This window comes from Pelagihabitans pacificus, assembly GCF_009371985.2.
In the GTDB taxonomy this organism is placed as follows: Bacteria; Bacteroidota; Bacteroidia; order Flavobacteriales; family Flavobacteriaceae; genus Pelagihabitans; species Pelagihabitans pacificus.
The window spans coordinates 163,435-179,345 of the sequence record NZ_VIKU02000004.1 but is presented as its reverse complement, the minus strand read 5'-3'; the positions used below and the strand labels follow the sequence as shown (position 1 = coordinate 179,345).

The following is a 15,911-nucleotide window of genomic DNA, read 5'->3' as shown; positions in this document are numbered from 1 at the left end:
TTTCCCTCCTATCCGGTTTTCCATTATTCACATTCGTAAAGGTCGATGCCAGGAAGTACATCTTTCCTATGACTTTAAGAAAATATAAAATCGTGTTAACCTAAAGCCGACCCAAACATGAAAGGGAAATAAACAAAATGAAATGATGAGAAGACTAATCCCTTACATCCTTTTTTTCCTCGTTTTTAAGGCAATATCACAATCCGCTGAAAAAACGGTGGTTTCTAATGGTGGCACCTCTACTACAAACGCACAGACAATCCTAAACTTTACAATTGGGGAGCCGATTGTTGGTTTGGTCAACAGTAGTATCTCGGTCGATCAGGGCTTTTGGGCAGGGGGGCTTTTTGTGGAGTCATTGCAACCAGGAATAGAACTGGGCGGAATCGTCGTGTATCCCAATCCTGTAGGTGACGAGTTGAACATATATACCAACAACAATGAAGTTATAGGCATTACACTCTTCGCCGTAAACGGGCAAAGGGTATTGAAGAAAAAGGTGGAGGCTTCGCGCTTGGAACACCGTCTCGGTGTACATCACCTTTCCAAAGGAGTCTATGTGCTACGCCTTGTTATTAAAGGAGGTAGCGAGGAAAAACTTTTCAAGGTTATCAAAAATTAGAAAGTTTTAAAATCTAGAAATTATGAAAAGAAATTACATTTATTTACTCATGGCTATCCTGTTTTCCGGGTTGGCGACGTCCCAGGAACTACAAAAAAACTTTATTAACTATCAGGGGGTAGCACGCAATGCCGAAAACCAATTAATGGCGAATGAACCAATGACGGTTGGGGTCGCCTTAAAATTTGGCAGCCCCTCCTCCACAACTGTTTATGAGGAAAACCATAGCCTGACCACGGATGCCAACGGGGTCTTTAGTCTAAAAATAGGTTCCGGAGATGTCCTTCTCGGTAATTATGGAACCCTGCCGTGGGGCGATTCGGCGAGTTTCATTTCCGTCTCTATCAACGGTTCGGTCATCGGCACTACCGAAATAATGGCTGTACCCTATGCGATTAGCTCAGGGGATGGCCGACAGTCGGCAGATGAGGTGCCTTATGACAACACCTTATCGGGACTTTCGGCCAATACAACACAGGAGGCCATCGACGAATTGGCCGATGGCGGTACCATCGATACCGATAATCAGGATCTAATCTTAACCGAAGACGTACTCACCATCGAAGACGGTGGGGGCTCCGTTGACTTGAGCACCTATATCGAGGATGACGATGCAGATCCCACCAATGAACTACAGACGATCAGTTTTGATGCTACCACTAACGAACTGAGCCTTAGTAATGGCGGTTCGGTAACTATTCCCAGTGGCGGCACCGATGCGGATGCCGATCCGACCAATGAAATAGATGTAACCCGTCGCCGTGGTCTTTTGGTAGGGGACGATGGGATTATAGACGGTCTCGTGGGTACTGCCGACGGTCAGGTCGCCAAATGGGACGCTGCCCTGGGAAATTGGGTCGCCGGCATCGATGAGACGAGCAGCTCGGGCGGAAGCTCGCTCTGGTCCCAAAACGGGGATGCAATATACTACGCATTGGGCAATGTGGGCGTTGGTTTGAGCGACCCTACCGCAATGCATCAAATTCACGGAAGCTCGTTTCAAGCCCATTCCCTCTATACTACGAACGATACGGGGACATCGCCAACCGATGGAATGTATGTCGGAATGATCAATGATTTTGGTTTCGGTTTCACGGGAACCATTACCAATCAGGAAGATGGTCCGCTACGACTGGGCACGAACGGGGTAAGTCATTTGCATATTACGAATGACGGAAACGTTGGTCTTGGGGTCGTAAACCCTTCCACTAAACTTGAAGTAGACGGTGATATCAAGGCCACCGGGCTATCCGGAACGGGAGAACGCAATGTCGTCGCCGATGCAGATGGGAATTTAATCATCGGTTCCAGCAGTACCGGAACATCCATTTGGGAACAAAATGGCACCACGGCTTTCTATGACGGGGGAGACATTGGAATCGGTACCGACGAAACTGGGATTGAGCCGGGGGCGGCACAGTATCTGACCGTTTCACCCGGAAGCTTTCCCGACGATGGCGCTTTTGGATCTCTGGAAATTCAAGGCCGTCAACAAACCGTGGGACAACCGATTGGAAGAATCGATTTTTTATCGGAAGGCCTGGCCGGTAGCTCCGGGGCCATCGCCCGTATCGAGTCAAGGGTAACGAATGGCGCACAATTTCGAGGTGATATCGGCTTTTTTACTAAAAATGGAACCGATATGGCGAGCGCCGTTCTCGAAGAACGGATGACCATCAAGAACGACGGCGACGTGGGCATCGGAGTAACTGCACCGGCTGCCAGTTTGCATGTAGACGGAAATATTCGCTCCAACGACCTTGCAGGGACCGGTACGCGCAACGTGGTGGCCGATGCCGATGGAAACCTTACCATCGGAAGCAGTGGCGGAGGTAGTTCGCTATGGAACGAAAATGGCAGCGGTATTCATTATACCTCGGGCTATGTCGGTATCGGAACAAGCACTCCAGGAACTGCCCTCGACGTACTGTCCGACTTCAATTTCTCCTTCAATTTGACCACTACCGTTGAACAAAATTACATGGCATTTTCCAACAATGCCGGCTACCAAGGATACGCCGGCATCTGGACGGCCGCAAACGACATGGACTTTGGTACCGGGGTCGGCAATACCACCGGAAAAGTACATTTAACGACGGGGGCAACCCCAAAACTGACCGTAGATGCCGACGGGGATGTGGGTATTGGCACGACAACGCCTGCTGCCAATCTGCATGTGAACGGGAACATCCGTTCGAACGATCTCGCAGGTACCGGCACGCGCAATGTGGTGGCCGATAGCGATGGTAACTTGACCATTGGGAGCGGTAGTAGCGCGAGCAGTGTGCCTATAGTTTTCAAGGTAGAAGGAAACGGTTTTGCCGTTAAGGACCTCAATGGCGGTACGATCATTGAAGCAGATATTTGGGAAAATGTGGTTTACGACACCAATACCGCTTTTAATGTTGCTACCAAACGGTTCGTCGTGCCTGAAACGGGTTACTACTTTCTTCATGCCACCGTTAATCAATCCAACGCGGTTAGTGATGCTTTCTTCGGAATCAAATTCAATGTTATCGGATCGTGGCTCGATGGAACCAATGTGGATGGGGATGATGTAAAAACCGAGATAAGTGGTATTTTCCGATTGAACGCAGGTCAGGAGGTATTCGTGCAACTCCGAAATTACAGTGCCGGCTTGGATACTCGGGTAGATGGCAACGGCAGTATCTTTGAAGGCTATAAGATAAATTGACATTGGCAACCAAAGGAGCCATCGGACCCAAGCGAATTTCGGTTTTCTGGCCTACCGAACCGCTGATTGGCGCCGACCTTGTGTTGATACCATGCTTCTGGAATTAGACCAAAAAGTATATTCCAAAACATACTTTTTGGTTTAATTTTTTCTGTTCAACCGTTATGTAAATTTTACGTTAAATCCAATTCGCTGTCAAGGGCAGTGTACATCACCTCCGAGCCTAGATTTCAACATGCTATGTTAAAAACTTTGTCATTTAAAAACTCCAACAGCCTTCAAAAAACGCCTCTTTTTTTCAATCTTTGTCAGTCCCGACACCGGGGTAATTTTCACCCATCACACTAACATTTTAAAAACGTAAGAATATGTCCACAGCCTTAGAGCCTATTTTGGAAGCCAATGACGACCGATTTGTTATTTTCCCAATTCAACACCACGATTTATGGGAATGGTACAAGAAATGTGAGGCGTGTTTTTGGACGGCCGAAGAAATCGATCTACACCAAGACCTGGCTGATTGGAACAACAAATTAAGCGATGACGAACAGTATTTCGTTAAACATATTCTTGCATTCTTTGCCGCTTCCGACGGAATCGTAAACGAAAACCTGGCCGAGAATTTCGTGAGTGAGGTACAATACACCGAGGCAAAATTTTTCTATGGGTTTCAGATCATGATGGAGAACATCCACTCGGAAACCTATTCACTCCTGATAGACACGTATGTAAAGGACGAAAAAGAAAAGAATATTCTCTTTAAGGCCATCGAAAACTTTCCTGCTATTAAGAAGAAAGCAGACTGGGCCCTTAAATGGATTGATTCCCCGAGCTTTGCCGAACGATTAATTGCCTTTGCAGCGGTGGAAGGTATCTTCTTCTCTGGTGCTTTTTGCTCTATTTTCTGGTTGAAGAAAAGAGGTTTGATGCCCGGACTTACTTTCTCGAACGAATTGATATCAAGAGACGAGGGTATGCATTGTGACTATGCCGTGCACTTGCATAACAAGCACCTCATAAACAAAGTACCTAAAGAGCGCATCACCGAAATATTGACGAATGCCTTGGATATCGAGCGTGAATTCATCACCGAATCGTTACCGGTAAGCCTTATCGGAATGAACTCCAAATTAATGACACAATACCTAGAATTCGTCACCGACCGATTGTTGGTTGAATTGGAATGCGATAAGGTCTATAATGCCACCAACCCTTTCGATTTCATGGACATGATTTCACTACAGGGCAAAACCAATTTCTTTGAGAAGAGAGTGTCCGAATACCAGAAAGCAGGAGTGCTCAACAAAGAAAAAGACGAAGACGCACAGAAAATCAGTTTCGACGCCGACTTTTAGTAGCCAGCTGGTTTCCAACGATACAATATTGTCTCCTTAGGGGGCTTTGGGGATGTAGTTCCATCCTTCCAACGATTGACGAATATCAAATAAAAAATCACTCGGGTTTCAAAAAATCCTGGGGCCAACCAACGTATCACCTAAAATAAAAGTAGCCACATGTATGTAGTAAAAAGAGACGGGAGAAAAGAGCAGGTAATGTTCGACAAGATTACTGCCCGAGTAAGAAAGTTATGTTACGGCCTTAACGGGCTGGTAGATCCTCTAAAAGTCGCTATGCGCGTCATAGAAGGCTTGTATGACGGGGTAACCACCTCGGAATTAGACAATTTAGCGGCCGAGATCGCGGCAACGATGACTACGACGCATCCGGACTACGCAAAACTGGCGGCCCGTATTTCGGTTTCGAACCTACACAAAAACACCAAAAAGTCGTTCTCCGAAACGATGAAAGACCTATACGAGTATGTAAATCCGAGAACTGGGAAGAAAGCTCCCTTAGTATCCGATGACGTATACAAGGTAATCTCGGATAACGCGGAACGATTGGATTCCACCATTATTTACAACCGGGATTTTGGCTACGATTATTTCGGTTTTAAAACCTTGGAACGTTCCTATCTCCTTAAAATAAATGGAAAAATTGCAGAGCGTCCGCAACACATGCTAATGCGTGTTTCTGTGGGTATTCACTTGGAAGACCTCGATGCGGCCATAGAGACCTATGAGTTGATGTCAAAAAAATACTTCACGCATGCCACCCCCACTTTGTTCAACGCAGGTACCCCAAAACCCCAGATGTCTTCCTGCTTTCTATTGGCAATGAAAGAGGATAGCATCGATGGTATTTATGACACCTTAAAAAATACCGCCAAAATTTCGCAGTCAGCGGGCGGTATCGGCTTATCCATCCATAATATTAGGGCAACGGGATCCTATATAGGAGGCACCAATGGCACCTCGAACGGAGTAGTGCCCATGCTCCGTGTTTTCAATGACACGGCCCGATACGTAGATCAGGGTGGTGGAAAACGAAAAGGGAGTTTTGCTATCTATATGGAACCATGGCATGCCGATATCTTCGAATTTCTCGAGTTGAAAAAGAACCACGGAAAGGAAGAAATGCGCGCCCGGGACTTATTCTACGCCATGTGGATTCCCGATTTGTTTATGAAAAGGGTAGAAGCCAATGAGAGCTGGACCCTAATGTGCCCTAACGAATGTCCTGGTTTATTTAGTTCGCACAGTGAGGAATTCGAGACGCTCTATGCAAAATACGAAGCGGAGGGCAAAGGCCGTAAAACGGTAAAGGCCCGGGAACTATGGGAAAAAATATTGGAATCACAAATTGAGACCGGTACGCCCTACATGCTTTACAAAGATGCTGCCAATCGCAAAAGCAATCAGAAAAATTTGGGGACGATCCGTTCATCGAATCTCTGTACGGAAATCATGGAATATACCTCCCCCGATGAGATCGCCGTTTGTAACCTGGCATCGATTGCCCTGCCCATGTTCGTTAAGAACGGAGCGTTCGATCATAAAGAACTATTCAAGGTCACCAAACGCGTCACCAAGAACCTCAACAAGGTGATCGACCGAAATTACTATCCGGTAAAGGAGGCCGAAAACTCCAACATGCGCCACCGACCTATTGGTCTTGGAGTACAAGGTTTGGCAGATACTTTTATCATGCTTCGTTTGCCCTTTACCAGTGATGAGGCAAAAAAATTGAACCAAGAGATTTTCGAAACCCTCTATTTCGCAGCGGTAACCGCCTCTATGGAATTGGCCAAAGCGGAAGGAACCTATTCTTCATACGAGGGATCGCCAATTGCACAAGGCGAGTTTCAGCATAACTTGTGGAACATCAAGGACGAGGAATTATCCGGTCGTTGGGACTGGGCCAAACTTCGTAAGGATGTAAAGAAAAATGGGGTGCGCAATTCATTATTGGTGGCACCTATGCCAACCGCCTCCACTTCACAAATTCTAGGGAACAACGAATGTTTCGAGCCCTACACCTCAAACATCTATACGCGTCGCGTACTGTCTGGTGAGTTTATCGTGGTAAATAAGCACCTATTGGAAGATTTGGTTTCCCTAGGCCTTTGGAACGAGAATATGAAACAGGAATTGATGCGTGCCAACGGATCTATCCAACATATCGAAACCATTCCACATGAAATCAGGGAACTTTATAAAACGGTTTGGGAATTGAGCATGAAAGACATCATCGATATGTCGAGACAAAGGGGATACTTTATCGACCAGAGCCAGTCATTAAACCTTTTCATGGAAAACGCCAACTTCGCCAAATTGACCTCTATGCACTTTTATGCCTGGAAGAGCGGTTTAAAAACCGGGATGTACTACTTACGCACCAAGGCAGCGGTAGACGCCATTAAATTTACGTTGGACAATACGAAGAAAAAAGAAGTTCCTACAAGCGTAGCGGCAGAAGCAGAGGTAGCTGCAGCGACTCCGCCACCGTCCGCGGAAGCCGCAGCCGCCCTTCAGGTACAGACCACACCGGTTGCGCCACAAGCAGAACTGGACATACAGCCCATGACACCAGAGGAAATGAAGGCCATGATCGCCAAGGCCAAGGAAGGTCAGGCCGATGATGATTGCTTGATGTGCGGGTCCTAACCCTTACATTCATTCCTGTTCGAACAGCAACAGGAAAAAAGTTAAAAGCTCTGACAATTTTTGTTGGAGCTTTTTTTTGGAGTCAACCCACGATAAACGTTTAGTGGAGATTATTAAAATGCCCGTCTCGATAGAATTGATTCGATTTAAACGGTGTATTCCTACAAAGTCAGGGGGTATTTAGGCATATGTTCCTAAGATGTTTGAAACACCTTTTGATACGGCGGAGAACGTTTTTGCCCAAATGAAATGAAGTCCTATTTGTTAATGTAGGGTCTCAAAGCCAATGCAAAAGCGAACGCAGCAATATAAATCATCAAAATGACAAGATGCTTGTCCATGTATATGCCCCTTTTGTAAAGTAATCTTTAATAGATACGGATGAAAAGCAAAAAAAGATTATCCGAATAACAATTATATAACGTTAAATCAATCAATTACGTATGATTCCCTTAATAAATTATGCTTTCATTAAGAATTGAAACGATTCTTTGAGGAGAATAGTCGGAAAGAAGGAATTCCGACTCTTTCCAACAGCGAAGCCCAAAAATTATAGTCTATTGTTCGAAAACTTCAAGTGCTTTCGACATCTGTACGCCTTTTTTGATAAAAACGATACGACGCCTTGGAAATGAACAGTAACGCCAAATAGCCAATAAGTAGATAGAAATAGGGAACCATACACAAAGAACGATAAACGTAAGCGATATCTTACATTCGTATTGTGCAGTACATCGAAAAGTGTCAAAAAAATCGATGAATGGTACCTCTACAACAAAATTTTGGACGAATGACCCATTCTATAACCAATAAAAGGCACCTATGTTTATATGCATTGCTTATATTTAAACAGCATGGTGGTTGACACTTCTGCTAAAAAATGATTTATGCGACAACGGAAATTTACCCTTGAAGAAAATGAGATACCGAAAGACTGGTATAATATCGTGGCGGATATGCCCAACAAACCCCTACCGCCTTTACACCCGGGAACCTTACAGCCGATAGGTCCCGAAACCCTGGCACCTTTATTTCCAATGGCACTGATAGAACAAGAGGTCAGCATGTACAAATGGATTGCAATTCCCGAAGAGGTTCGGGACATCTATTCCATTTGGCGACCTACCCCCCTGTACCGCGCCTACGGCTTGGAAAAGACATTGGACACCCCGGCAAAAATCTATTACAAATATGAAGGGGTTAGTCCGTCTGGGTCACATAAACCAAATACCGCCGTTCCACAGGCGTATTATAGCAAACGGGAAGGTGTCAAGAAGATTACGACAGAGACCGGTGCCGGACAGTGGGGTAGCGCCTTGAGCTTTGCATGTCAACACTTCGGTATTGATTGCGACGTGTATATGGTAAAGCTGTCTTACAATCACAAACCTTACCGGAAGTCGATGATGAACTCGTGGGGCGCCAACGTCTTCGCTTCTCCCACCGACTTGACCGAGGCCGGAAGAAAAATATTGGCCAAGGAGCCCAATAGCCCAGGTTCGTTGGGCATCGCGATTTCCGAGGCTGTGGAAATGGCGGCCCAAAGGGAAGATACCAAATATGCCTTGGGCAGTGTGCTGAACCATGTAAAACTACACCAAACGGTCATTGGGCAGGAAGCCATCAAACAAATGGAAAAAGCGGGCGATATGCCCGATATCGTCATCGCCCCCTTTGGAGGCGGTTCCAATTTTGCCGGACTCGCCTTTCCGTTCCTGCGATTGAATTTTGACGAAGGGCGTAACATTAGATGTATCGCCAGTGAACCGACCTCTTGTCCCAAATTGACCAGAGGGGTGTTCCGATACGATTTTGGAGATACCGGGGGAATGACCCCTTTACTGCCGATGTACACCTTGGGACACGACTTCGTTCCCGCTCCTATTCATGCGGGCGGACTCCGGTATCACGGTGCGGGGGTAATTGTGAGTCAATTGCTGAAAGATGAGCTCATCGAAGCGGTAGCCCACAACAATCTTGAGGTTTTTGAAGCCGGAGTGTTGTTCGCCAAGACCGAAGGGATTATCCCGGCTCCCGAAGCGACCCACGGTATTGCCACGGTAATCGACGAAGCCAAAAAATGTAAGGAGGAAGGGGTTTCCAAGACCATATTGTTCAACCTATGCGGACATGGCAATTTCGATATGAAGGCTTATGATGATTACTTCGATGGAAAAATAGTGAAACATGAGCTGTCCCAGGAAGACATCAATGCCTCAATCGCAAAGCTGAATACCCCGGAAATTCCGTTTTAGAAGTACTTTTCGACGAAATAGAAAACCACGGCGATTGACCGTGGTTTTTCTGTTAAAATGCGTCTTTGTCTTGATTATAAAAAACGATCCACTTCCTTGTAGGCATCGATTACCGCTTGTTCCCCTTCCCTATCCGGTCTGGAATTTCCATGTTCCATCCCGAGAATGCCATCATATCCCTTGCCATGGATAAATTTAAAGACATTGCGGTAGTTGATTTCTCCCGTTGTGGGTTCTTTCCTGCCTGGGTTATCCCCGATTTGGATATAGCCGATTTCGTCCCAGCAGGCCTCCATATTAGGTATCAAGTTACCCTCTTGGATTTGTTGGTGGTAGATATCGAATAAAATCTTGCAGGAAGGCGAATCAACGGCCTTACAAATCTCATAGGCCTGGGGCGAACCGGTCAAGAAGAGGCCCGGATGATTGAAAAAATTTAAGGGTTCAAGCACCATCGTTAAATTATGAGGCTCCAAGATAGCCGAAGCCTGTTTGAGCGATTCCACTACATGTGCGGTTTGATAGCCCATGGATTGCCTCAAGTCTACATGTCCGGGTACCACGGTCATCCATCTTGCGTTGACCCGTTTCGCTACATCGACAGCTTTCTTTATATACTCCAAAAACTCGGACCGTTTGTCCTTGTCTCCCGAAGCCAGGTTCGGCTCTTTCCAATAAATCTCATGTGCCACAAAAACACCCATTTCAAGACCGCGATCCTGCATGGTCTTGGCCATCTTTTCCTGTAAGGTAATTTCCCTGGTGCGCATGCCATTATCCTCAAAGGCGGTAAAACCCTGGTCTGCCATAAAGTTGAGTTGGGCAATTGGGTCTTCGCCAGCATGATGTTTGAACATCCCTAAATGGGGGGCATATTTCAAATTGAATTGGTGCTTCGCACTGTTCGTATTTGAATGGGCGTTCGAGAGAACGCCTCCCAGGGAAATGGCTCCGCTGGTCAGGGCCGTTTTTTGTATAAAAATTCTTCGCTTCATCATTGGGCCGTTAGAGTGACCAGGCTTTTCCTCCCGTAAGTTCCTGAAGGTCACCACAACCTATATATTCTCCCGGTACGGGGAGATACTCCATCACTTCCTCCCCCACATACTCGGAGGTCTTATAGCCCCAGATGGTCAGGTCCCTAAGATTGTTTGCAAAAGCGAAGGCCGATACGCCATCGTCCAACATACTATCCGTATCCCCGGAGGCGACCGCTTCATTATACTTTTGAAGTGCCTCCATGTTTTTCACTTGGTCCTCTTTTGTGATTTTGAGCAACGACGCCAGTGCCTTTTCGAGCTGTTCCGAAGTCAAATCGCCCAGCTTTTCCTGACCGGCATCCTTCAGCGCCTTCTCCATGAATTTACCGGTTACCATTTTTACAAACTCCTGTTGCTCAGGCTCCATGGCCTGATCGGCAAAACGATCGATGAACAAATGTACTTGCATTTCCGAAGCTGAGGGCGTATCGGTTTTTGGCAAAATAATATCTACCAATTGAATCAATATCGCGCCTTGTTCCTTTGAAAAGAAATCGGGGGTCCATTCTGCTACGCTTTCGGTCTTGCAACCTTGCATGATACTGATCAAGGTTGGGGCGGCCACGGTGTATCCCATGGCAAGTCCCATATTCTTTAGTGCTTTTCTTCTATCCATTATATAGTTCCTTTTTTAAGTTCATTGGCCGCATGGTTGGCAGCCCTTGCGGTAAATGCCATATATGTCAACGACGGATTTACGCAACTTGCCGAGGTCATAAACGAGCCGTCGGTCACGTATACGTTAGGCACATCATGTAGTGCATTGTTTCCATTCAGGACAGAGGTCTTTCTATTCCTCCCCATTCGAGCGGTACCCATTTCATGGATTCCCAAGCCCAATGCGCCCGGATTGTCAAATGGTTCTACATCCCTCAATCCCGCTTTTTCAAGCATCTCGACCGCCGATTCCTTCATGTCTTTTCTCATATTCCACTCGTTCTCATGAAACTCGGCATCAAACGTTACCGTGGGCAGTCCCCACTGGTCTTTCTTATCATAGTCAAGGGTAAACCGATTGTCTTGATAGGGTAGTACTTCCCCGAAGCCTCCCATACCGAAGGTCCACCCTCCTGGTTTCAGCAAAGCATCCTTTAAATCCTTTCCGTGGGACAATTCGGCAACGGCATCTTCCCAATTGCCTCTTCTGGCTCCCCCCTGGTAACCAAAACCACGTTTGTAATCTTGACGATCACTAGTTCCTCCGAGATTTCTAAACCGGGGAACATAGATTCCGTTGGGTTTTCGCCCCTTGTAGTACCTGTCCTCAAAACCGTCAAATTTTCCGGAGGCACCGACCCCTAGATGATGGTCCATGATATTTCTCCCCAACTGATCGGAATCGTTCCCCATACCGTTCGGAAAACGATCGGACTTGGATTGCATTAAAATGGAGGTCGATGCAATGGCCGAAGCGCATAAGAAAATCACCTTCGCCTTGAACTCAAAGGTTTCTTTGGTAACCCTATCGATTACCTTCACCCCCGCAGCTCTTTTGGTATTCGGGTCGTACATGACTTCATGCACGATTGAATCTGGACGTAAGGTCATATTCCCGGTGCGTTCGGCGGCCGGCAAGGTAGACGATAAGCTGCTGAAATAGGCTCCGAACGGGCATCCTCTAATGCATCGGTTTCGAAACTGGCAGTGGTTTCGACCCTCAAATTCCTTGGTTCCCGTCAAATGTGCCACACGGCCAGCGGTAATTACGCGACCATCAAAATTCTCGGCTACTTTTTCGCGTACGTGCTGCTCCACGCAATTCAGCTCCATCATGGGAAGAAAATTGCTATCGGGCAACTGCGGAAGCCCAAGTGGCTCCCCACTTACACCAATAAAAGTCTCGACCTTATCATACCACGGCGCGATGTCCTTATAACGCACAGGCCAATCAACCGCAATTCCCTCGCGTTGGTTGGCCGTGAAATCAATGTCGCTCCAACGATAACTATGACGACCCCATTGTAAAGACCGACCCCCAACATGATAACCACGCATCCAGTCGAACCGCTTGGTTTCATTATAGGGATGCTCCAAATCGTTGACGAACCACATATGGCTCGCGGCCTTGGTGGTATATCCCGTCCGGGACTGTTTTAATTGTTTTTTCTTTTCCTCATAAGGGAGCTCTCCCCGCAGTGGAAAATCCCAATCGTCCTTATTGGCCGTTTCATAATCCTCAATATGCTTCACCATCCTACCCCGCTCCAAAACCAAGGTTTTAAGTCCGTTCTCGCAAAGTTCCTTTGCAGCCCAGCCACCACTGATTCCGGTTCCTACTACGATAGCGTCATACGATTCTTGTTCTTCATTGTAATAAAATTTGCCCATGTACCTGAATTGTTTAGTTGCTAAATTTATTAAATATTAATTTAATTTTCTACATTTAAAGACTGGTGCTCTTGCCAAAAAACCAAGTTTTGAGGAGATTGCTTTCGGTATTGGAAAATAGGATATCGTTTTATTTCCGTCAGAAAAATCATAAAGTACTGATAAATAAGCATTAGTAATCCCCTTGAGAATATTTTACCTAAACAATAAACAACATACCTTACCAAGATGAAACGACGAAATTTTATTCAAAGTAGTTCTAAGGCAGGCCTAGGGATTTCCATTATGGGCGTTTATGCCTGCAAAGAGCAGAAAAAGACAGGAGGTGAGGCAGAGGAATCTGCCGAAACGGTCGACGATGTATCCGAACCTTTTTTTAAGTTATCCTTGGCACAGTGGAGTATTCATAAAATGATTATGCAAGATGGAGTGGATCCTTACACGTTTGCGGAGAAAGCGAAAGAATGGGGATTTACCGGTCTAGAGTACGTAAGCCAATTGTACAATCCTGAGTTGGAAGAGGCCGGCTATTCCGAAGAGGCTATGGCAGCCTTTGTGGAGAAATCGAATGCCGAGGCAAAGAAGCACGGTTTGGAAAATGTCCTGATTATGATCGATCGCCAAGGTGATTTGGCCGTGAACGACGAGAAGGAAAGGAATGAAACCGTAGAAAAACATAAAAAATGGGTCGATGCGGCCGCTGCTATGGGCTGTCATTCCATTCGAGTGAACCTCAACGGAAGCCCGGTGCCCGAGGAATGGAAGAAGAACTCCGTTGACGGACTCACCAAATTAGCTACCTACGCAAAAGACAAAAACATCAACATTTTGGTCGAAAACCATGGGGGCCTTTCCTCCAATGGGGCCCTATTGGCCGATGTAATGGAAAGTGTAAACATGGATAATTGTGGTACCTTACCCGATTTCGGTAATTTCTGTATAAGACGCAATGATCCGACGGACTGGCGTTCCGGTTGCGCTGAAATGTACGACATCTATAAAGGGGTGCGTGAACTAATGCCCCACGCAAAGGCGGTGAGTGCCAAATCACACAATTTTGATACTGCAGGAAACGAAACCGAAATCGACTACGTAAAAATGCTCAAAATTGTAAAGGACGCTGGCTATACGGGCTATATTGGAGTGGAATATGAAGGAAGCGAAATGAGCGAAAAAGAAGGTATCATCGCTACAAGGGAGCTTTTGCTCAAGGCTGCCAATACATTGAGTTAAACAACATCCCGATATCAACCTATCAATTAGCACCATCAGTGAAAGTCTTTTTTGACCAACTATTCGATTATAATTTTCATTGCAACAAGAAACTGATATCCGCTTGCAGTGATATGAAGGAAGTACCTCAAAAAGTGTTGGAGCGCTTTAGCCATATTCTCAACGCGCACCATATCTGGAATGCAAGGGTGATGCAAAAGGCCCCGGAATATGCAGTTTTTCAAATACACGATATCCAGCATTGGGGCGACCTCCATTATGAAAATCAACGCGCCTCTTTCGAAATCACCTCCAATGCCGATGATTTTGATAAACGCATCGACTATGAGAATACGGAGGGCAGGTTGTTCACCAACACCTTACAGGATATACTTTTTCACATCATCAACCATTCAACACATCACCGGGGACAAATTGCAGTTGATTTTAGGGCCAATGGTTTGGAGCCGCTATCTTTGGACTATATCTTTTACAAACGATAAAACCGCATGAACACCAAGGTACGTACACAGCTATCGGTGATGATGTTCTTGGAGTTTTTTATATGGGGTAGCTGGTATGTGACCATGAGTATTTATCTGGCCAATACCCTCAATAGTAGCGATCCGGAAATCGCCATGGCATATTCCACTCAATCCTGGGGGGCCATCCTGGCTCCTTTTATCATAGGCTTAATCGCGGACCGATACTTCAACGCAGAACGTATTTTAGGGGTATTGCATTTGTTAGGGGCCTTGTTGATGTACCTTTTGTACGCGACCGAAGATTTTGCCTTTTTCTACCCCTATTTATTGGTCTATATGATCCTTTACATGTCTACCCTTGCCTTGGTTAATTCTGTCTCCTTCGGCCAAATGAAAGATCCGGCCAAGGAGTTCTCCTTTGTTCGGGTATTTGGCACTTTGGGCTGGATCGCCGCCGGTTTGTTGATCAGTTTTTTTAACTGGGATTCACAAAATGGCATCTCAGAGGGTGTTTTAAGAAATACCTTTTTGATGTCGGCCATTTCCTCGGTGATATTAGGTATCTTCAGTTTCTCCTTGCCAAAGACCCCTCCAAGGGTCGATCGTTCCAAAAAAGTAACGCTATCCCAAATTTTAGGATTGGAGGCCCTGGGGCTTTTAAGGGACAGAAACTTTTTGATATTTTTTCTGGCGTCGGTTCTAATCTGCATTCCGTTGGCTTTTTATTACCAGCAGGCAGGTCAGTTTTTGGGCGAAGTGGGAATGGCCAATCCTGCCGGGAAGATGACCATCGGCCAGGTCTCCGAGATTTTGTTTATGCTGTTGCTACCCTATTTCTTCAAAAGATTCGGGTTCAAGAATACCATTCTTATCGCCATGTTCGCCTGGGGGCTACGCTATGCGTTGTTCGCCTATGGAAATCCCAATGAACTCGTAATTATGCTGCTAATAGGCATCGCGCTGCACGGAATTTGCTATGATTTCTTTTTTGTATCGGGTCAAATCTATACCGATAGTAAAGCAGGTAATACCTACAAAAGTGCCGCTCAGGGGCTCATTACATTGGCCACCTACGGTATCGGGATGCTCATCGGTTTTTGGTTCGCCGGAAGAATTAGTGACGCCTATCTATTGGGTGACGGCGGACATGATTGGAGGACCATTTGGCACTATCCGGCCGCTTTTGCAATAGTCGTTCTTCTTTTGTTTGCATTCTTTTTCAAAAACGAAAAAATTGCCTATAAGTCTTAGCTATTTTTTATAAATT

General features: G+C 46.0%; 11 protein-coding genes. 8 read left to right on the top strand and 3 right to left on the bottom strand.

Annotation, left to right across the window (positions count from 1 at the left end; translation table 11 throughout):
- The first annotated feature begins 142 nt into the window (after positions 1 to 142).
- The 5 genes from FK220_RS13905 to FK220_RS13885 all read left to right on the top strand — a co-directional run bounded on the left by FK220_RS13905 (position 143) and on the right by FK220_RS13885 (position 9,579).
- Entirely contained in the window at positions 143 to 622 is a 480-nt protein-coding gene (locus tag FK220_RS13905) for a T9SS type A sorting domain-containing protein (RefSeq protein ID WP_152574951.1), read from the top strand.
- A gap of 22 nt (positions 623 to 644) precedes the next feature.
- Positions 645 to 3,317: a hypothetical protein gene (locus FK220_RS13900; RefSeq protein WP_152574950.1), complete on the top strand. Its 2,673-nt coding sequence runs from the start codon at positions 645 to 647 to the stop codon at positions 3,315 to 3,317.
- Positions 3,318 to 3,685: 368 nt separating this feature from the next.
- Positions 3,686 to 4,672, top strand: coding sequence for a ribonucleotide-diphosphate reductase subunit beta (locus FK220_RS13895; RefSeq protein WP_152574949.1), 987 nt, complete (start codon positions 3,686 to 3,688; stop codon positions 4,670 to 4,672).
- A gap of 159 nt (positions 4,673 to 4,831) precedes the next feature.
- On the top strand, positions 4,832 to 7,324 hold the full coding sequence (locus tag FK220_RS13890; RefSeq protein ID WP_152574948.1) for a ribonucleoside-diphosphate reductase subunit alpha: 2,493 nt from the start codon (positions 4,832 to 4,834) through the stop codon (positions 7,322 to 7,324).
- Between the two features lie 887 nt (positions 7,325 to 8,211).
- A complete protein-coding gene (locus FK220_RS13885) occupies positions 8,212 to 9,579 on the top strand; it encodes a TrpB-like pyridoxal phosphate-dependent enzyme (protein ID WP_152574947.1) in 1,368 nt (455 codons plus the stop codon).
- Between the two features lie 74 nt (positions 9,580 to 9,653).
- On the opposite strand, the gene FK220_RS13880 is transcribed toward FK220_RS13885, so the two are convergent.
- Genes FK220_RS13880 through FK220_RS13870 form a run of 3 tightly spaced genes read right to left on the bottom strand, consistent with a single transcriptional unit; the run spans position 9,654 to position 12,947 of the window.
- The gene (locus FK220_RS13880; RefSeq protein WP_152575211.1) at positions 9,654 to 10,574 is read right to left on the bottom strand and encodes a hydroxypyruvate isomerase family protein; all 921 of its coding nucleotides are present in this window, start codon (positions 10,572 to 10,574) and stop codon (positions 9,654 to 9,656) included.
- A 10-nt stretch (positions 10,575 to 10,584) separates the two neighbouring features.
- The gene (locus tag FK220_RS13875; RefSeq protein WP_152574946.1) at positions 10,585 to 11,235 is read right to left on the bottom strand and encodes a gluconate 2-dehydrogenase subunit 3 family protein; all 651 of its coding nucleotides are present in this window, start codon (positions 11,233 to 11,235) and stop codon (positions 10,585 to 10,587) included.
- Positions 11,235 to 12,947 carry a GMC oxidoreductase gene (locus FK220_RS13870; RefSeq protein WP_152574945.1) on the bottom strand — a complete coding sequence of 571 codons (1,713 nt, stop codon included), beginning with the start codon at positions 12,945 to 12,947 and terminating at the stop codon, positions 11,235 to 11,237. The genes FK220_RS13875 and FK220_RS13870 overlap by 1 nt, the downstream gene beginning before the upstream one ends.
- Positions 12,948 to 13,175: 228 nt before the next feature.
- Here FK220_RS13870 and FK220_RS13865 point away from each other — a divergent pair, with 228 nt between their 5' ends.
- From FK220_RS13865 to FK220_RS13855, 3 genes are read left to right on the top strand one after another with little or no spacing between them, the layout of a single operon-like run.
- Positions 13,176 to 14,180 (top strand): sugar phosphate isomerase/epimerase family protein, encoded by a 1,005-nt coding sequence (locus FK220_RS13865; RefSeq protein WP_152574944.1) that lies wholly within the window; start codon positions 13,176 to 13,178, stop codon positions 14,178 to 14,180.
- Positions 14,181 to 14,218: 38 nt separating this feature from the next.
- Complete coding sequence (locus FK220_RS13860; RefSeq protein WP_152574943.1) at positions 14,219 to 14,662, top strand: DinB family protein; 444 nt, start codon at positions 14,219 to 14,221, stop codon at positions 14,660 to 14,662.
- A 6-nt stretch (positions 14,663 to 14,668) separates the two neighbouring features.
- Positions 14,669 to 15,895: a nucleoside permease gene (locus FK220_RS13855; protein WP_152574942.1), complete on the top strand. Its 1,227-nt coding sequence runs from the start codon at positions 14,669 to 14,671 to the stop codon at positions 15,893 to 15,895.
- Positions 15,896 to 15,911: the final 16 nt, after the last annotated feature.